Annotated in this window: 15 protein-coding genes; 11 read left to right on the forward strand and 4 right to left on the reverse strand. The window is 73.7% G+C overall.

Annotated elements, in window-relative coordinates; translation table 11 throughout:
• Positions 1-566 precede the first annotated feature (566 nt).
• The 9 genes from G6553_RS17730 (at position 567) to G6553_RS17770 (ending at position 10,725) form a co-directional block, all read left to right on the forward strand.
• A complete protein-coding gene (locus G6553_RS17730) occupies positions 567-1,496 on the forward strand; it encodes a Rossmann-like and DUF2520 domain-containing protein (protein ID WP_166195925.1) in 930 nt (309 codons plus the stop codon).
• Positions 1,493-2,419 carry a pantoate--beta-alanine ligase gene (gene panC / locus G6553_RS17735; protein WP_166195927.1) on the forward strand — a complete coding sequence of 309 codons (927 nt, stop codon included), beginning with the start codon at positions 1,493-1,495 and terminating at the stop codon, positions 2,417-2,419. The genes G6553_RS17730 and panC overlap by 4 nt, the downstream gene beginning before the upstream one ends.
• Before the next feature lies 1 nt (position 2,420).
• Positions 2,421-2,840: an aspartate 1-decarboxylase gene (panD, locus tag G6553_RS17740; RefSeq protein ID WP_166195929.1), complete on the forward strand. Its 420-nt coding sequence runs from the start codon at positions 2,421-2,423 to the stop codon at positions 2,838-2,840.
• Between the two features lie 9 nt (positions 2,841-2,849).
• A complete protein-coding gene (locus tag G6553_RS17745) occupies positions 2,850-4,556 on the forward strand; it encodes an L-aspartate oxidase (protein WP_166195931.1) in 1,707 nt (568 codons plus the stop codon).
• Positions 4,553-5,470, forward strand: a complete 918-nt coding sequence (gene nadC / locus G6553_RS17750; RefSeq protein ID WP_166195933.1) for a carboxylating nicotinate-nucleotide diphosphorylase — start codon at positions 4,553-4,555, stop codon at positions 5,468-5,470. The genes G6553_RS17745 and nadC overlap by 4 nt, the downstream gene beginning before the upstream one ends.
• 5 nt (positions 5,471-5,475) lie before the next feature.
• On the forward strand, positions 5,476-6,255 hold the full coding sequence (locus G6553_RS17755) for a type III pantothenate kinase (RefSeq protein WP_166195935.1): 780 nt from the start codon (positions 5,476-5,478) through the stop codon (positions 6,253-6,255).
• 157 nt (positions 6,256-6,412) lie between these two features.
• Positions 6,413-6,769, forward strand: a complete 357-nt coding sequence (locus tag G6553_RS17760) for an Lsr2 family protein (protein WP_166195937.1) — start codon at positions 6,413-6,415, stop codon at positions 6,767-6,769.
• Positions 6,770-6,946: 177 nt separating this feature from the next.
• Positions 6,947-9,544 carry an ATP-dependent Clp protease ATP-binding subunit gene (locus tag G6553_RS17765; RefSeq protein WP_166195939.1) on the forward strand — a complete coding sequence of 866 codons (2,598 nt, stop codon included), beginning with the start codon at positions 6,947-6,949 and terminating at the stop codon, positions 9,542-9,544.
• Positions 9,545-9,654: 110 nt separating this feature from the next.
• On the forward strand, positions 9,655-10,725 hold the full coding sequence (locus tag G6553_RS17770) for a glycosyltransferase family 2 protein (protein ID WP_166195941.1): 1,071 nt from the start codon (positions 9,655-9,657) through the stop codon (positions 10,723-10,725).
• Here G6553_RS17770 and G6553_RS17775 read toward each other — a convergent pair.
• On the reverse strand, positions 10,691-11,557 hold the full coding sequence (locus G6553_RS17775) for an A/G-specific adenine glycosylase (RefSeq protein WP_166195943.1): 867 nt from the start codon (positions 11,555-11,557) through the stop codon (positions 10,691-10,693). The genes G6553_RS17770 and G6553_RS17775 overlap by 35 nt on opposite strands.
• 78 nt (positions 11,558-11,635) lie before the next feature.
• Between G6553_RS17775 and G6553_RS17780 the strand changes: the two genes are divergently transcribed.
• Complete coding sequence (locus tag G6553_RS17780) at positions 11,636-12,397, forward strand: hypothetical protein (protein ID WP_166195945.1); 762 nt, start codon at positions 11,636-11,638, stop codon at positions 12,395-12,397.
• Between the two features lie 240 nt (positions 12,398-12,637).
• Here G6553_RS17780 and disA read toward each other — a convergent pair whose 3' ends face one another.
• Positions 12,638-13,720, reverse strand: coding sequence for a DNA integrity scanning diadenylate cyclase DisA (gene disA, locus G6553_RS17785; protein ID WP_347565791.1), 1,083 nt, complete (start codon positions 13,718-13,720; stop codon positions 12,638-12,640).
• Between the two features lie 56 nt (positions 13,721-13,776).
• Positions 13,777-15,192 carry a DNA repair protein RadA gene (gene radA / locus G6553_RS17790; RefSeq protein WP_166195947.1) on the reverse strand — a complete coding sequence of 472 codons (1,416 nt, stop codon included), beginning with the start codon at positions 15,190-15,192 and terminating at the stop codon, positions 13,777-13,779.
• Positions 15,193-15,276: 84 nt separating this feature from the next.
• Between radA and G6553_RS17795 the strand changes: the two genes are divergently transcribed.
• Entirely contained in the window at positions 15,277-16,410 is a 1,134-nt protein-coding gene (locus G6553_RS17795; protein ID WP_166195949.1) for a LacI family DNA-binding transcriptional regulator, read from the forward strand.
• Positions 16,411-16,594: 184 nt separating this feature from the next.
• On the opposite strand, the gene G6553_RS17800 is transcribed toward G6553_RS17795, so the two are convergent.
• Complete coding sequence (locus G6553_RS17800; protein WP_242680614.1) at positions 16,595-17,185, reverse strand: class I SAM-dependent methyltransferase; 591 nt, start codon at positions 17,183-17,185, stop codon at positions 16,595-16,597.
• Positions 17,186-17,284 lie beyond the last annotated feature (99 nt).

Below are 17,284 nucleotides of genomic sequence, written 5' to 3' on the forward strand. Positions count from 1 at the left end.
GCTGACCGGTCCCACCCCACCCCGGCGGCCTCCCGCTGGTTGAGCAGTGAAGGCCGCCAGGCCTGAACGTGTCGAGACCCCGTGAGCCGACTGCGGCCTCGGGGGCGCGTGTGCCGCCTGCGGCGGGCATGGTGGTGGCTCCCGCGTCGCCCTGCGGCCCCGCCGTCGCGTGGTCGGTGGGGTCGGGTGGCGCATGGGGGCGCCTGCGGCTGCCGCCGGGAACGGGGGCCCGGTCTACCAGCCTTCGCTCGTTCCTCGCTCCGGCCGCCAGACCCAACCACGACCGGGCCCCCGCCCCCGGCGGACGTCATACGTCGCGAGCACCCGCTTGCTCCGTCCGCATGACGCCCCGGTCGGGCCGGGTGGCCCAGGTCACGTGGCCGAACCGTTCTCCGGGAGGACGGCACCGGCGTACCGTTGCGGGCGCTGGACCCGCCCGATCGGGGGTACAGCACGGCACCACTCCATCGAGGACACGAGCACACCGTCCGGTACCCACACCGGCCCACGGACCCGAGAACCGGGCGAGCGGGTGGTCGGAGGGACTGGAACGAAAGGTTCGAACCATGACGCACCGACCCCTCGGGGTGGGCGTCGTCGGCGCTGGTCGCGTCGGCGCCGTCCTCGCCGCCGCCCTGGGCGCCGCCGGCCACACCGTGGTCGCCGGCGCCGGCGAGTCGGACGCCTCCCGCGCGCGGATCGCCGCGCTGCTGCCGGGCGTGCCGAACGAGAAGCCGACCGCCGTCGCCCGCGCGTGCGACGTGCTGCTGCTGACCGTGCCTGACGACATGCTCGGCAACGTCGTCTCGATGCTGGCGGCGAGCGGTGCGCTCCGCGAGGGCCAGTACGTCGTGCACACCTCCGGCCGCCACGGCCTCGCCGTGCTCGAGCCGGCGCGCGAGGTGGGTGCCCGCGTGGTCGCGATGCACCCGGCGATGACGTTCACTGGCACCGAGGTCGACCTCGACCGGCTGCGCGGCTGCGTCTTCGGCCTGACCGCGGGCCCCGAGGAGCGGGCGACCGCCGAGGCGCTGGTCGCCGACCTGGGTGGCCGCCCGATGTGGGTGCCCGAGGAGATGCGCACGCTCTACCACGCCGGCCTCGCCCACGGCGCCAACCACCTGGTCACGCTGGTGACCGAGGCGATGGAGATGCTCGCGGCGGCCGGCGCCGACGACCCGTCGGGCACGCTGCGTCCGCTGCTGACCGCCGCGCTCGACAACGCCCTCGCGCACGGCGACGCCGCGCTGACCGGCCCGATCGTCCGCGGCGACGCGGGCACGGTCGAGGCCCACCTCGACGACCTGCTCGCCAACGCGCCGCAGACGTTGCCGTCGTACGTCGCCATGGCCCGCGCCACGCTCGACCGTGCCGTCACCGACGGCCGCCTGCTGCCGATCCGCGCGCTGAAGATCCACGACCTGCTCGCCCGGGCCAGCGTGGCCGCCGCGACCGCGGCCGGGCCGACCACGACGCGGGCGACCCACCTGTCATGACCGACCGCCCCGTCCTCGCGCCGACGCGCGAGGAGCTCGCAGCCCTGCTCGCGGACGCCCGCCGCGCCGGCCGGCCGGTCGGCCTGGTGCCGACCATGGGCGCGCTCCACGAGGGTCACGCCAGCCTGGTGCGGGAGGCCCGCGCGCGGGTCGGTGACGGCCCGGTCGTGGTGTCGGTCTTCGTCAACCCGCTCCAGTTCGGCGAGGGCGAGGACCTCGACCGCTACCCGCGCACCCTCGACGCCGACCTCGACGTCTGTGCGCGCGAGGGCGTGAACGTGGTCTTCGCGCCGAGCGTCGAGGAGGTCTACCCCGGCGGGGTCCCGACCGGCTCGACCAGCGGCATGGTCACCGTCGAGCCCGGCCCCCTCGCGACCGTGCTCGAGGGGCGCAGCCGGCCCGGCCACTTCCGCGGCGTGCTGACGGTCGTCGCCAAGCTCTTCGGCCTGGTCCGCCCCGACGTGGCGGTGTTCGGGCAGAAGGACTACCAGCAGCTCGCGCTCATCCGCCGGATGGCCGCCGACCTGTGCCTGGGCGTCGACGTGGTCGGCGCCGAGACCGTCCGGGAGCCCGACGGACTGGCGCTGTCCAGCCGCAACCGGTACCTCGACGACGAGCAGCGCACCGAGGCGCTCGTCCTCAGCCGCGCGCTGTACGCCGCGCAGGAGGCGGCGGCGTACGGCCTCGCGCCCGCGCTGGACGCCGCCCGCGCCGAGCTCCGCGCCGCGAAGGCCGTCGACCTCGACTACCTCGAGGTGACCACCCCCGACCTGGACCCGCTGCCCGACCCCGTGCCGCCCGGCACCGAGGCCCGCGTGCTCGTCGCCGCCCGCGTCGGCACGACCCGCCTCATCGACAACATGCCGCTCCGCATCGGAGCGGCACCCCACGACAAGACCTCCGACCAGCAGGGAGACCGCTGAGATGCTGCGCACGATGATGAAGTCGAAGATCCACCGGGCGACGGTGACGCAGGCGGACCTGCACTACGTGGGGTCGGTGACCGTCGACGAGGACCTGCTCGACGCGGCCGACCTGCTGCCCGGGGAGCTGGTGCACATCGTCGACATCACCAACGGCGCCCGGCTGGAGACCTACACGATCGCCGGCGAGCGCGGCTCCGGCGTGATCGGCATCAACGGTGCCGCGGCGCGCCTGGTGCACCCGGGCGACCTGGTGATCCTCATCGGCTACGGCCAGATGGAGACCGCGGAGGCCAAGGAGCTCCAGCCGCGGGTGGTGTTCGTCGACGCCGACAACAAGATCCTGGCCACCGGGCTCGACCCGGCCGAGACGTTCGGCGGCGCCGGTCTGGTCCGCGGCGACGTCACCGCGGCTCGCTAGCCTGCGCCCATGGCCGGCCCCGTCACCCCTCCGCCGGCACGCCGCCTCCCGGGGCGGCTGACCGCTCCCGAGCCGGGGTGGACGACCCGCGCCGACGTCGTCGTCATCGGCTCGGGCATCGCCGGGCTGACCGCGGCGCTGCGGCTGCGCGAGCACGTCGAGAAGGTCCTCGTCGTCACCAAGGACGTGCTGGCGGCCGGCTCGACGCAGTGGGCGCAGGGCGGGATCGCGGCCGCGCTGGGCGAGGGCGACACCCCCGAGCAGCACGAGGTCGACACGCTCGTGGCCGGCGCCGGGGCCTGCGACCTCGATGCCGTCCGGGTGCTGGTGGGGGAGGGGCCGGCAGCGGTCCACGAGCTGATCGCGCTGGGCGCGCGCTTCGACGTCGACGCCGCCGGCCTGCTGTCGCTGACCCGCGAGGGCGGCCACCTGCGCGACCGGATCGCCCACGCCGGCGGCGACGCCACCGGTGCCGAGATCCAGCGCGCGCTCATCGCGGCGGTCGAGGCGGCGACCGACATCGAGGTCGTGCAGCACGCGCTCGCGGTCGACCTGCTGCTCGCCGACGGGAGCGACGGGCCCGACGGCGCGCCGGGCGTCGCCGGTGTGACGCTGCACGTCATGGGCGAGGGGGAGCGCGACGGGATCGGCGCGGTCCGGTGCCGCGCGGTCGTGCTGGCGAGCGGCGGGCTGGGCCAGGTGTTCTCCCAGACCACCAACCCTGCGGTGGCCACCGGCGACGGCATGGCGCTCGCGCTGCGGGCCGGCGCGACGCTGCGCGACCTGGAGTTCGTGCAGTTCCACCCCACCGTCATGTACCTCGGGCCGGACTCCCGCGGGCAGCAGCCGCTCATCTCCGAGGCCGTCCGCGGTGAGGGCGCCGTGCTCGTCGACCACGACGGCGAGCGGATCATGGCGGGCGTCCACGAGCTCGGCGACCTCGCGCCGCGCGACGTGGTGGCCAAGGCCATCACCCGACGGATGCACGAGACCGGCACGCCGCACATGTGGCTCGACGCGCGGCACCTGGGCGCGGACTTCTGGGAGCGCCGCTTCCCGACGATCCTCGCGACCGCCCGCAGCCACGGCGTCGACCCGGTCACCGAGCCGATCCCCGTCGCGCCGGCCTGCCACTACGCCTCCGGCGGGGTGCGCACCGACCTGTGGGGCCGCACCGACGTCCCCGGGCTGTACGCCACCGGCGAGGTCGCCTGCTCCGGCGTCCACGGCGCCAACCGGCTGGCGTCCAACTCCCTCCTCGAGGGCCTGGTCTTCTCCCGGCGCATCGCCACCGTCCTCCCCGGCGAGCTCCGCCCCTGGGCCGAGCCCGCGGAGCACGCCCGCCCAGCCGGCCTTGTCTCCGGGTCGGTGCGCCAGGACCTGCAGGAGGTGATGACCGGCCGGGTCGGCGTGCTCCGCAGCGCCGCCGGGCTCGCCGAGGCCGCCGCCGTCCTGGACGGGCTCGCCGGCAAGGCGGCCGACGTCGTCGACCTCGACGCCTGGGAGACCACCAACCTCCTCACGATCGCCGCCGCCCTCACCGACGCGGCCGCGCTGCGCGAGGAGACCCGCGGCTCCCACTGGCGCGAGGACCACCCCGAGCGCGACGACGCCCGCTGGGCCGGTCACTTCGACGTCCGCCTCGACCCCGCGACGGCGACCACCACGCTCGCCTTCGACCCCGCCCCCGCGACCGATGGAGGCCTCGGCCGATGATCACCCCCACGCCGTACGACGCCCTGCCGACCAGCCTGCTCGCCGAGCTCGAGGCCGGCGGTCTCGACCCGCGTGCCGTCCACGCGCACGTGCTGGAGGCGCTGGCCGAGGACGTCCCGACCGAGGACGTCACCAGCGTCGCGACCATCGCCGCCGACGCCCGCGCGGTCGGCGACTTCGGCGCCCGCGAGGCCGGCACCGTCGCCGGGTTGGGCATCGCGGCACTGGTCTTCCACGTCGTGCTCGGCGACGACGTCGAGGTCACCGACCGACTCTCCGACGGCACCCGCGTGCAGCCCGGCGACGTCGTCATGCGCGTCGCCGGCCCGACCCGCGGCCTGCTGACCGCCGAGCGCACCGCGCTCAACTACGCCAGCCACCTCTCCGGCGTCGCCACCGCCACCGCCGCCTGGGTCGACGCCCTCGAGGGCACCGGCGCGCAGGTGCTCGACACCCGCAAGACCCTGCCGACCTACCGCGCGCTGCAGAAGTACGCCGTGCGCTGCGGCGGCGGGCAGAACCACCGCACCAGCCTGTCCGACCGCGCCATGGTCAAGGACAACCACGTCGTGGCCGCCGGCGGCGTCGTGCCCGCCTACCGCGCCGTCCGCGCGGCGTACCCGGACCTCCGCGTCGAGGTCGAGGTCACCGACCTCGACCAGCTGCGCGAGCTGCTCGACGCGGGCTGCGAGGAGGTGCTCCTCGACAACATGCCGACCGAGGTGATGGCCGAGGCGGTCCGGCTGGTCGAACGGACGGGCGCCGCGGGCCGGGTGAAGCTCGAGGCGTCGGGCGGGCTGACCTTCGACCGCGCCCGCGAGGTCGCGGCCACCGGCGTCGACTACATCTCGGTCGGCGCGCTCACCCACTCCGTCGACGTCCTCGACCTCGGCCTGGACCTCCACGAGGAGTGAGGGACGTGCCGCTCCTCGCCGCCGACATCGGCAACAGCCACACCCAGCTGGGCCTGGTCCAGGACGGGGAGGTCACCGCGCACTGGCGCGTCGGCACCGAGGAGCGCCGCACCGCCGACGAGTGGTCGGTGCTCATCCGCGGCCTCCTCGGGCGCGACGCGGCGACGATCGACGGCGTCAGCGTCTGCTCGACGGTGCCCGCGGTGCTGCACGAGTGGCGCGACATGCTGGCCCGCCACTTCGCGGACCTGCCCTGCCTGGTCGTCGAGCCCGGCGTGCGCACCGGCGTGCCGATCCTCATGGACAACCCGCGCGAGGTCGGCTCCGACCGGATCCTCAACGCGCTCGCCGCGGCCACGCTGCACGGCGGCCCCGCGATCGTCGTCGACTTCGGCGGCACGGCGACGACGTTCGACGTGGTGAGCGCGCAGGGGCAGTACGTCGGCGGCGCGATCGCGCCGGGCATCGAGATCTCCCTGGAGGCGCTCGGCCGGCGCGGCGCCCAGCTGCGCAAGGTCGAGCTCGCACGCCCCCGCACCGTGATCGCGAAGAACACCGTCGAGGCGCTCCAGTCGGGCATGGTCTTCGGCGTCGCCGCACAGGTCGAGGGGATCGTCGCGCGGATGACCGCCGAGCTCCGCGCCGACCCTGCCGACGTCCGGGTCGTGGCCACCGGGCACCTCGCGCCCCTGGTGCTGGAGGAGTGCTCGGCATTGACCGCGCATTCCCCGTGGTTGACGTTGCAGGGCCTGGAGCTGGTATTCCGCCGCAACATCCGTGAATGACCTCAGGACATCGGGACAATTCGTCCCCGATCCCGGGTAAAGAATCGCGACGAGGCATTAGCGGAATTGTTTCCGGCGCATTCCCTCTGGCACGATGAAACCCGCCGGAAATCCCATGCCGGTTTCCCTTTCCGCTATTTCCAGGAGTCAGCGACCCATGGCCCAGAAGATCCACATCGTGCTGGAGGACGACCTCGACGGCAGCGAGGCGACCGAGACCGTCTCCTTCGGCCTCGACGGCACCTCGTACGAGATCGACCTCAACGACCAGAACGCCGCCGCCCTCCGTGAGTCGCTGGCGACGTACGTCGGTCACGCCCGCAAGGTCAGCGGCGCCCGTCGCGGTGGTGGTAGCGGCGGCCGCCGCTCCGGCGGCTCCTCCTCGAGCGCCAACGGCTCCGGCGGCCCGACCGCCAAGGAGGTCCGTGAGTGGGCCCGCGAGAACGGGTACGAGGTCCCCGACCGAGGCCGCGTGTCGGCCGAGGTCCGTGAGGCGTACGACGCCGCGCACTGACCGCCGCTCTCCCGCAGCACCGCACGTCCCACCCGGGGCATCCGCCGAGCGTGTTCGCTCACAGCGGATGCCCCGGGTGCGTTGTGCGGGAACGCGTAGGCTGTCAGCGGGGTTGAGCCTCATGTCCCGTCCACCCCGGATGTGGTGGGCGGTCCCCCAGATCTTGAGGAGCGTTGCATGTTCGAGCGGTTCACTGACCGAGCCCGCCGGGTGGTCGTGCTGGCCCAGGAAGAGGCCCGCATGCTCTCCCACAACTACATCGGGACCGAGCACATCCTGCTCGGGCTCATCCACGAGGGCGAGGGCGTGGCCGCGAAGGCCCTCGAGAGCCTCGACATCTCCCTCGAGGCCGTCCGCGCGCAGGTCGAGGAGATCATCGGCCAGGGCCAGCAGGCGCCCAGCGGCCACATCCCGTTCACCCCGCGCGCCAAGAAGGTGCTCGAGCTGTCCCTGCGCGAGGCGCTGCAGCTCGGCCACTCCTACATCGGCACCGAGCACATCCTGCTCGGCCTGATCCGCGAGGGCGAGGGCGTCGCCGCGCAGGTGCTCCAGAAGCTCGGCGCCGACCTCAACCGGGTCCGCCAGCAGGTCATCCAGCTGCTCAGCGGCTTCCAGGGCAAGGAGTCCTCGCAGTCCGCGGCGGCCGCGACCGGCGCGAGCGGCGACGCCCCGTCGTCCTCGCTGGTCCTCGACCAGTTCGGCCGCAACCTGACCCAGGACGCCCGCGAGGGCAAGCTCGACCCGGTCATCGGGCGCGAGCAGGAGATCGAGCGGGTCATGCAGATCCTCTCGCGGCGCACGAAGAACAACCCGGTCCTCATCGGCGAGCCCGGCGTCGGCAAGACGACGGTCGTCGAGGGCCTCGCGCAGGACATCGTCAAGGGCAACGTGCCCGAGACGCTCAAGGACAAGCAGATCTACACCCTCGACCTCGGCGCGCTCGTGGCGGGCTCCCGCTACCGCGGTGACTTCGAGGAGCGCCTGAAGAAGGTGCTCAAGGAGATCCGCACCCGCGGCGACATCGTGCTGTTCATCGACGAGATCCACACCCTCGTCGGCGCCGGCGCGGCCGAGGGCGCGATCGACGCCGCCAGCATCCTCAAGCCGATGCTGGCCCGCGGCGAGCTGCAGACCATCGGCGCGACCACGCTCGACGAGTACCGCAAGTACCTCGAGAAGGACGCCGCGCTCGAGCGCCGCTTCCAGCCCATCCAGGTCGCCGAGCCCTCGATCGCGCACACGATCGAGATGCTCAAGGGCCTGCGCGACCGCTACGAGGCGCACCACCGGGTCACGATCACCGACGAGGCGCTGGTCTCGGCGGCGACGCTGGCCGACCGCTACATCTCCGACCGCTTCCTGCCCGACAAGGCGATCGACCTCATCGACGAGGCCGGCTCGCGGCTGCGCATCCGCCGGATGACGGCCCCCGCCGACCTGCGCGAGTTCGACGACAAGATCGCCGAGGTCCGCCAGCGCAAGGAGGCGGCCATCGACGGGCAGGACTTCGAGGCCGCCGCGCGCCTGCGCGACGAGGAGAAGCAGCTCATCCTCACCAAGTCCGAGCGCGAGAAGCAGTGGCGCGCCGGCGACATGGACGAGGTCGCCGAGGTCGACGAGGAGCTGATCGCCGAGGTGCTCGCCGTGGCGACCGGCATCCCGATCGTCAAGCTCTCCGAGGAGGAGTCGACCCGACTGCTCAAGATGGAGGACGAGCTCCACAAGCGCGTCATCGGCCAGGACGAGGCCGTCAAGGCGCTCAGCCGCGCCATCCGGCGTACCCGTGCCGGCCTGAAGGACCCCAAGCGTCCCGGCGGGTCGTTCATCTTCGCCGGCCCCTCGGGCGTCGGCAAGACGTGGCTGTCCAAGACGCTCGCGGAGTTCCTCTTCGGCGACGAGGACGCGCTCATCCAGCTCGACATGTCGGAGTTCGGCGAGAAGCACACCGTCTCGCGGCTCTTCGGCTCGCCTCCGGGCTACGTCGGCTACGAGGAGGGCGGCCAGCTCACCGAGAAGGTGCGCCGCAAGCCGTTCTCCGTCGTCCTCTTCGACGAGGTCGAGAAGGCCCACCCCGACATCTTCAACAGCCTGCTGCAGATCCTCGAGGAAGGTCGCCTGACCGACTCGCAGGGCCGGGTCGTGGACTTCAAGAACACCGTCATCATCATGACCACCAACCTCGGCACCCGGGACATCGCCAAGGGCATGAACCTCGGCTTCGCCGGTGCCGCGGGTGGTCCCGGTGACTACGACCGGATGAAGAACAAGGTCTCGGAGGAGCTCAAGCAGCACTTCCGCCCCGAGTTCCTCAACCGTGTCGACGAGGTCATCGTGTTCCCGCCGCTGTCGCAGGAGCAGATCGTCGCGATGGTCGACAACATGGTCGCCGCCGTCGAGGTCCGTCTCCGCGACCGCGACATGAAGCTCGAGCTCACGCAGAACGCCAAGAACCTGCTGGCCGAGCGCGGCTTCGACCCGGTCCTCGGTGCCCGTCCGCTGCGCCGCACGGTCCAGCGCGAGATCGAGGACGTCCTCGCCGAGAAGATGCTCTTCGGCGAGGTCGGTCCCGGGATGATCGTGCTGGTCGACGTCGAGGGCGAGGGTCCGTCCGCGACCTTCACCTTCGAGGGCCAGAAGGTGGGCGAGCTGCCCGACATGCCGCCGTTCGAGACGGCCGGGGTCGAGACCAGCATCGAGACCACGCCGGTCGAGGGCGAGGGCCCGAACGACGACGCCTCCGGCACCGACGTCCCGCGCTCCGGCACGGACGACTGAGCCGAGGCTCCTCAGCAGCGACCTGCACCACCCGCCACGGGCGGCACCCCACCTGGGGTGCCGCCCGTGCGGCGTTCCGGACCGGCCGCGGGTGCGCCTAGGGTGGCGGCGTGCTCTTCACCGCCAGCACCGTCAAGGACACCCTGCCCAACATCGAGCGGTTCGTGACCGGCAACCTCGCCGGCGGCGTCGACCACATGATCGTCTTCCTCGACGCCGGCGACCCCGAGGTGCGCGCCTGGCTCGACGAGCACCCGCACGTCACCTGCGTCCGCACCGACGCCTCCTGGTGGAACGGCGAGCGGCCGGCCGAGCTCAACGTGCGCCAGCGGATCAACGCCAACGTCGCGAAGGCGCTGCTCAGCCTGGTCGAGGGCGCGGAGTGGATCTTCCACGTCGACGCGGACGAGGTCGTGCAGGTCGACCGGGAGGTGCTCGCCGCCGTGCCGGAGGAGACCCGGGTGGTGAAGCTGGCGCCGCTCGAGGCGGTCAGCCGCAAGCGCTGGGACGGCGACCCCACCTGGTTCAAGCGGCTGCTCGACAAGCCGGACCTCACGCTGCTGCAGACGCTCGGCGTGATCGACCGGCCCTCGAACGGCGCCTACTTCCACGGGCACGTCGACGGGAAGTCCGGCGTGCGGCCGGCCACCGACGTCTGGCTGACCCTCCACCACGGGGTGGACGCCGCCAAGGCCGAGCTGCCGGCGTACGCCGACGCCGACCGGCTGCGGCTCCTGCACTACGAGTCCTACTCCGGCGAGGACTTCGTCCGGAAGTGGACCTCGATCCTGGCCGCCGGCCCGATGGCCAACTTCCGCCCGGCCCGGGAACCCACCGCGGTCGCCCTGCGCGCGCTCATCGCCAAGGGGCTCAGCGAGGAGCAGGCCGCGCCGTACCTCATGCGGATCTTCGAGCGCACCACCGAGGACGACTTCGACACCCTCCGCGACCTCCGCCTGCTCGTCGAGGTCGACCCGCGGCAGGGGACGCACGTGCCGGCGACGGCGCCCGACGGCGACCTCGAGCACCTGCACGCGCTGCTGGACGGTGTGCGCGGCGAGCCGAAGCGGCCCTTCCACCCCGGCGAGCTGGCCGCGGCCGCCGAGGAGGTCCTCACCCGGGTCGCGGGCGGCAGCCGGTACGCCGCTAGGGGAGCGCGTAGGTTCCTGCGTCGGTCCTGACCGCCAGGCCGTCCTCGACCAGCCCGGCCAGCGAGCGCACCCGCTGCGCCTCGTCCGCCCAGACCGCGTCGAGCCGGCTGGGGTGGACCGGCCCGTCGGCCTCGCGCAGCACCGCCAGCAGCCGGCCGCGGCACTGCCGGTCCGTCCCGGCCCAGGTCTGCACCTTCCGCGGCGGCCCGTCGTACGCCGGGTGGCCGGCCGCGCGCCACGCGCACAGGGAGGCCACGGGGCACTCGGTGCACCGCGGGCGGGCGGCGGTGCAGACCAGTGCGCCGAGCTCCATGACCGCCACCGCCCAGGTCGCGGCGGTGGCTTCGTCGTCGGGCAGCAGCTCACGGGCCATCTCCCGCTCGGCCTTCGTCACGTGCTGGGCGGGCAGCTCGACACCGCCGACCGTGCGGGCCAGGACGCGGCGGACGTTGGTGTCGAGCACGACGTGGCGGCGGCCGAAGGCGAAGCTGGCGACCGCGGCCGCGGTGTACTCACCGACGCCGGGCAGCGCGAGCAGCGCCGCGTGGTCGTCGGGCACCTCGCCGCCGTGCCGCTCGACGATGGCCTGCGCGGCCGCGTGCAGCCGCAGCGCCCGGCGGGGGTAGCCGAGCCGGCCCCACATCCGCACCGCCTCGCCGGCCGGCTCCGCGGCCAGGTCCGCCGGCGTCGGCCAGCGGTCGAGCCACTGCTCGTGGACCGGGAGCACGCGGGCCACGGGGGTCTGCTGGAGCATCAGCTCGGAGACGAGCACCGACCAGGGGGAGGCCTCGGGGCGGCGCCACGGGAGGTCGCGCTGGGAGGCGTCGTACCACCGCAGGACCGGCTCGTGCAGGGCGCTCACCGCGACATCCTCCCCGACCTCCGACGACGCCCGGTGTGGCACCCCGGATCGGCCGGTGCGGCTGGCTAGCCTGCGGCCATGACGACGCTGACCCGGGGACCGCTGCCGCCCGCGGTGTACTGGCGGCGCCGCCTCGTCGTGCTCTCCATCGGCCTCGTGCTGGTCCTCGGGATCGGCCGGCTGCTCGGCGGCGGGAGCGACGGGTCCGACCCCGACCGGGCCGCGCCCGCCGCGGCCGACGCCAGCCCGAGCCAGACCGTCACCGTGACCCCGTCGGCCGACCTGACGGCTGCGGCCACGCCGGGCGCCACGGCGACCGCCGCGCAGGGGTCCGGCGAGGGCCAGGGCGGCAAGGACAAGGGCAAGCCGGGCTCGTCCGCGTCCAGCGAGCCGGTGCTCGCCCCGCCGGTCGGCCGCTGCAACGGCACCGACGTCGCGGTGACGCCGGAGGTCGCGAAGGCGGTCGCGGGCCGCGACGTCACGGTCGTGCTGAACCTCCGCACCGTCGCCACCCCGGCCTGCACCTGGCGGGTCAGCCGGGCCAACGTCGACCTCTCGATCACCTCCGGCCGCGACGGCATCTGGTCCACCCGCCAGTGCGGCAAGGCGCTGCCCGGCGAGGACGTCGTCGTCCGCAACAACGTCACCACGGCGGTGCCGATCACCTGGAACGCCGCCCGGATGGACGACTCCTGCTCGCGCATCACCGAGTGGGCGCTCCCCGGCTACTACCACGCCACCGCGGCCGCCCTCGGCGGCGAGCCGAGCGACGTCCAGTTCGAGCTGGAGGCCCCCGTCGCCGCCACCGTCACCAAGACCGCGGAGCCCAAGCGCCGCTGACCAGCCGCTCCGGCTGGTTGAGGAAGGCGCGCTAGCGCCTGTCCCGGAACCCGGCGACCCTCCGCTCCGGCTGGTTGAGGAAGGCGCGCTAGCGCCTGTCTCGAAACCCGGCGACCCTCCGCTGGTCGAGCGTGTCGAAACCCGGTGAGAGGCGCAGGGCCGCACCCACCGTCACCGGGTCTCGACACGCTCGGGCCGCCAGACGGCCTTCGCTGCTCGACCAGCGGGAGGGTGCAGCGGTCAGACGTACCGCTCGAGGATCGTCGACTCGGCGAGGCGGGAGAGCCCCTCGCGGACCGAGCGGGCGCGCAGCTCGCCGACGCCGTCGACGGCCTGGAGGTCGTCGATGCCGGCGGACAGGAGCTTCTGCAGGGTGCCGAAGTGCTCGACCAGCCGGTCGACCACCATCGCGGGCAGGCGGGGCACCTTGGCGAGCAGGCGGTAGCCGCGGGGCGCGACGGCACCGTCGAGGTGCTCGGCGGTGCCGAGACCGAGCACGCGGGCGGTGGAGGCGGGGTCGACGAGCTCGGTGGGCGTGAGCGCCTCGAGCTTGGCGATGACGTCCTCGGGGCTCTTGCTGCGCTTGCCCGAGGGGAGGTAGTCGCGGATGACCAGCTCGCGCTCCGCGTCGACGCCGGTCACCAGCTCCTCGAGCTGCAGGCTGAGCAGGCGGCCGTCGGTGCCGAGCTCGAGGACGTAGTCCTCGATCTCGCGGGCGATCCGGATGACCATCTCCAGCCGCTGCGCCACGACGGCGACGTCGCGGACGGTGACCAGGTCCTCGATCTCCAGCGCGGAGAGCGTGGAGGCGACCTCGTCGAGGCGCAGCTTGTACCGCTCGAGGGTGGCCAGCGCCTGGTTCGCGCGGGACAGGATCTGTCCGGAGTCCTCGAGCACGTGCCGGGTCTCGCCGACGTACGCCGCGATGATCTGCATCGACTGGGACACCGAGATCACCGGGAAGCCGGTCTGGCGGGCGACCCGGTCGGCGGTGCGGTGCCGGGTGCCGGTCTCCTCGGAGTGGATCGTGTGGTCCGGCATCAGGTGGACGGCGGCGCGGAGGATCCGGGTGAGGTTCTCGTCGACGATGATGCCGCCGTCCATCTTGGCCAGCTCGCGCAGGCCGGTGGCGGTGAAGGGCACGTCGAGGACGAAGCCGCCGGTCGAGATCGACTCGACGACCTTGTCGTTGCCGAGCACGATCAGGGCGCCGGTGCGTCCGCGCAGGATCCGCTCGAGGCCGTCACGCATGGCGGTGCCCGGCGCGATCGAGGCGAGCGTGGCGCGCAGGCGGAGGAGGTCGTCGGAGCGGTCGTTGGCCACCACGGGTCTCCTCCTGTCCTGGGCGCCGGCGGGTGCAGCCTAAGCGACGAACGCCCTCAGTCGCCCAGCGGCAGCCGGCGCGCCTGTCGGGCGGTCAGCCCGAGGTAGTGCAGCGCCGCGGCGACCGAGGGCACCTCGACGACCCGCATCCCCTCGACGGTCCTCGGCTGCTCGGCGCGCGGGTCGACCGGAGCGCCGGCCGGCCGGGGGACGAGGGCGGTCTTGAAGCCGAGCCGGGCTGCCTCCGCGAGGCGCACGTCGAGGTCCCGCACCCGGCGCAGCTCGCCGGACAGACCGATCTCGCCCATCGTGACCACGCCGGGCGGCGGGGGCGTGGCGAGGGTGGCCGAGGCCAGGGCGACGGCGACCGCGAGGTCGGCCGAGGGCTCGTGCAGCCGGGCGCCGCCGACGGTCGAGGCGAACACGTCGTGGTTGACCAGCTTGAGCCCCACGTGCTGCTGGAGCACGGCGAGGACCATCGCGAGCCGGGAGGAGTCCAGGCCCGACGTCGTACGCCGTGGCCGCTCCTGCGCCGAGAGGGTCGCGAGCGCCTGCACCTCGGCGAGCAGCGGCCGGCGACCCTCCATGGTGACCGCGACGCAGGTGCCCGCGACGCCCGCGTGGTGGTGCTCGACGAAGAGGCCGGTGGGGTCGGAGACGGCGGTGATGCCGTCCGGGCCGAGGTCGAAGCAGCCGACCTCGTCGACGGGTCCGAAGCGGTTCTTCATGGCCCGGACCATCCGGAACCGGGAGTCGCGGTCGCCCTCGAAGTGCAGCACCACGTCCACGAGATGCTCGAGCACCCGCGGTCCCGCGATCGAGCCCTCCTTGGTGACGTGGCCGACCAGCACGGTGGTGATCCCGCGCGTCTTGGCCATCCGCACGAGCGCCGCGGAGACCTCCTTGACCTGGGTGACCCCGCCGGGCACGCCCTCGACGCCCGCGGCGGCGATGGTCTGCACGGAGTCCACCACCAGCAGCGTCGGGCGGACCTGCTCGACGTGGGTGAGCACGGCACCGAGGTCGGTCTCGGCGGCGAGGTAGAGCTGGTCGTGCACGCCGCCGGTGCGGTCGGCGCGCAGGCGCACCTGGGAGGCGGACTCCTCGCCGGTGACGTAGAGCGTGCGGTGCTGGTAGCGCGCGGTCTGGGCGGCGACCTCGAGCAGCAGCGTGCTCTTGCCGACGCCGGGCTCGCCGGCCAGCAGGATGGCCGCGCCGGGCACCAGGCCGCCGCCGAGCACCCGGTCGAGCTCGGGCACGCCGCTCGAGCGGTGGGCGGCGTCCTCGACCGCGACCTGGCCGATCGGCACCGCAGCGGTCGTCACCGGGGTCGCCGCCTGCCGGGCCGCGGGGGCGGTCGCGGCCTCGGCGACCGACCCCCAGGCCTGGCACTCCCCGCAGCGGCCGACCCACTTCGCGGTCTCCCAACCGCACTCGGTGCAGCGGTAGGTCGGGCGCGGTGGCTTCGGCATGCCCTGAACGCTAGGCGAGACCGCCGACATCGCCGGTTATATTGCTTTGGAACGTTCCAGACGACACGACGGGCGGAGGTCGCGGTGGCGCGGATCCCCGGGCGGCAGCCCACGGCGCCACCGACCCTCGCCGACGTCGCCGAGCGCGCCGGGGTCTCGCGGCAGACGGTGTCGAACGCCGTCAACAACCCCGACCTGCTCCGCTCCGACACGCTGCTGCGCGTGCAGGAGGCGATCGAGGAGCTCGGCTACCTGCCGAACCGGGCCGCCCGCAACCTCCGCACCCGTGCCTCGCACCTGGTCGGGCTGCGGATCAACCCGGTCCAGGAGGGCACGGCCAGCGCGATCATGGACCGGTTCGTGCACTCCCTCGTCGAGACCTCCCGCGAGGCCGGCAAGCACGTGCTGCTCTTCGCGGGCGACCCGCTCGACCCGCTCGCGGGCTACGACGACCTCCTGCGCTCCACGGCCGTGGACGCCTTCGTCGTCACCGACACCTACCTCGGCAACCCGCAGGCGACCTGGCTCGGCGCCCGCCGCGCGCCGTTCGTCGCCTTCGGCCGGCCCTGGGACAACCCGTCGGCCACCCACCCCTGGGTCGACGTCGACGGCGCGGCGGGCTGCGACCTCGCCACCACCCACCTGCTCGACCAGGGCCACGAGCGGGTCGCCTGGATCGGGTGGCGCAAGGACTCGTGGATCGGGGAGGACCGCCGCTCCGGCTGGACACGCGCGATGCACGGGCGCGGCCTGCCCACCACCGGCCTCGCCTCACGCGTGGAGGACACGGTCGCCTCCGGCAAGGGCGCGAGCGCCGTGCTCCTCGACGAGGCCCGCCCGACGGCGTTCGTCTGCGCCTCCGACACGCTGGCCATGGGAGTCCTGCACACCCTCGCCGAGCGGGGGATGGTCGCCGGGCGCGACGTGGCCGTGGTCGGCTTCGACGACTCCCAGGTCGCGCAGGTGGTGCCGCCGGGCCTCACCTCGGTGCGCCAGCCGCTCGAGGAGGTCGCGGTCGAGGTCGTCAAGGCGCTCGAGGGGCTCCTGGCCCACCCGCCGGCCGTCGGCCCCGGCGTCCTGCTCACGCCGACCCTGGCCGTGCGCGGCTCGTCGTCCGCCCCGGCTTCGGCGGCTGACCGGCTGGTCCCCGCGACCACAACCGCGCCATCGAACGATCGTCGACCCGCGGACCGGGCGCGACCACAACCGCGCAATTGAACGGTTGTGGCGGTCTCTCGAGCCTGCAGGCCGGCTACAACCGCGCAATTGAACGATCGTCGACCCGCGGTCCGCCGCGCGACCACAACCGCGCAATTGAACGGTTGTGGCGGTTACTCGGGGCTGGAGGCCGCTACAACCGCGCAATTGAACGATCGTCGACCCGCGGACCGACCCCGAGGCCTCAGAAGGTGCGCCACCACAGGTTGACCGCGTAGTCGACGCTGGTGCCGTCGTGCTCGGCGAGCACCTGCTCGGCCACGGTCGTCGGCAGCTCGATCCGCACGACCGCCTCGAGGTCCTCCCGCGACGAGAACGACCAGCCGACGTCGAGCGGCACGCGGGTCCACCCCTGCTGCGCCCAGAACCGCTCGACCACCTCGGGCGCGGGCAGGTGCGGGAAGCCGCGGCTGAACCAGCGGCCGAACGTCGAGCGCGACGCGTCGTTGTCGACCACGAAGGCGGTGCCCCCACGACGTACGACGCGGGCCACCTCCGCCAGGCCCGGCTCGCAGCCCGGGCCGAAGAAGTAGGCCCACCGCGCGTGCACCACGTCGACCGAGGAGTCCGGCAACGGCACCGACTGCGCGGTGCCCTGGAGCACCTCCACCCCCGGCAGCCGACGGGTACGCCGCCGCGCCAGCGTGACGAGGTCGGGGTGCGGCTCCACGCCGACGACGCGGGCGGCCGTCGCGGCGAACCGCGGCAGGTGGAAACCCGTGCCGCAGCCGAGGTCGAGGACGGTCCGCCCGTCCCACGCCGCGACCGCGGCCATCGCGGCCTCGATCCGACCGTCGGGGTCGACGGCCCGGTTCTCGATCTCGTAGGTCGCGGTGTGGTGCCAGATGTTCGGGCTCGGGACGGCGCCCGGCGC

This window comes from Nocardioides sp. IC4_145 (genome assembly GCF_011250565.1).
GTDB lineage: Bacteria > Actinomycetota > Actinomycetes > Propionibacteriales > Nocardioidaceae > Nocardioides.

What these genes read in the sequence shown, in the direction of transcription:
- G6553_RS17730 (WP_166195925.1), top strand. Translation starts at nt 567, where the DNA reads ATGACGCACCGACCCCTCGGGGTGGGCGTCGTCGGCGCTGGTCGCGTC.
- panC (WP_166195927.1), top strand. Translation starts at nt 1,493, where the DNA reads ATGACCGACCGCCCCGTCCTCGCGCCGACGCGCGAGGAGCTCGCAGCC.
- panD (WP_166195929.1), top strand. Translation starts at nt 2,421, where the DNA reads ATGCTGCGCACGATGATGAAGTCGAAGATCCACCGGGCGACGGTGACG.
- G6553_RS17745 (WP_166195931.1), top strand. Translation starts at nt 2,850, where the DNA reads ATGGCCGGCCCCGTCACCCCTCCGCCGGCACGCCGCCTCCCGGGGCGG.
- nadC (WP_166195933.1), top strand. Translation starts at nt 4,553, where the DNA reads ATGATCACCCCCACGCCGTACGACGCCCTGCCGACCAGCCTGCTCGCC.
- G6553_RS17760 (WP_166195937.1), top strand. Translation starts at nt 6,413, where the DNA reads ATGGCCCAGAAGATCCACATCGTGCTGGAGGACGACCTCGACGGCAGC.
- G6553_RS17765 (WP_166195939.1), top strand. Translation starts at nt 6,947, where the DNA reads ATGTTCGAGCGGTTCACTGACCGAGCCCGCCGGGTGGTCGTGCTGGCC.
- G6553_RS17780 (WP_166195945.1), top strand. Translation starts at nt 11,636, where the DNA reads ATGACGACGCTGACCCGGGGACCGCTGCCGCCCGCGGTGTACTGGCGG.
- radA (WP_166195947.1), bottom strand. Translation starts at nt 15,192, where the DNA reads ATGCCGAAGCCACCGCGCCCGACCTACCGCTGCACCGAGTGCGGTTGG.
- G6553_RS17800 (WP_242680614.1), bottom strand. Translation starts at nt 17,185, where the DNA reads ATGGCCGCGGTCGCGGCGTGGGACGGGCGGACCGTCCTCGACCTCGGC.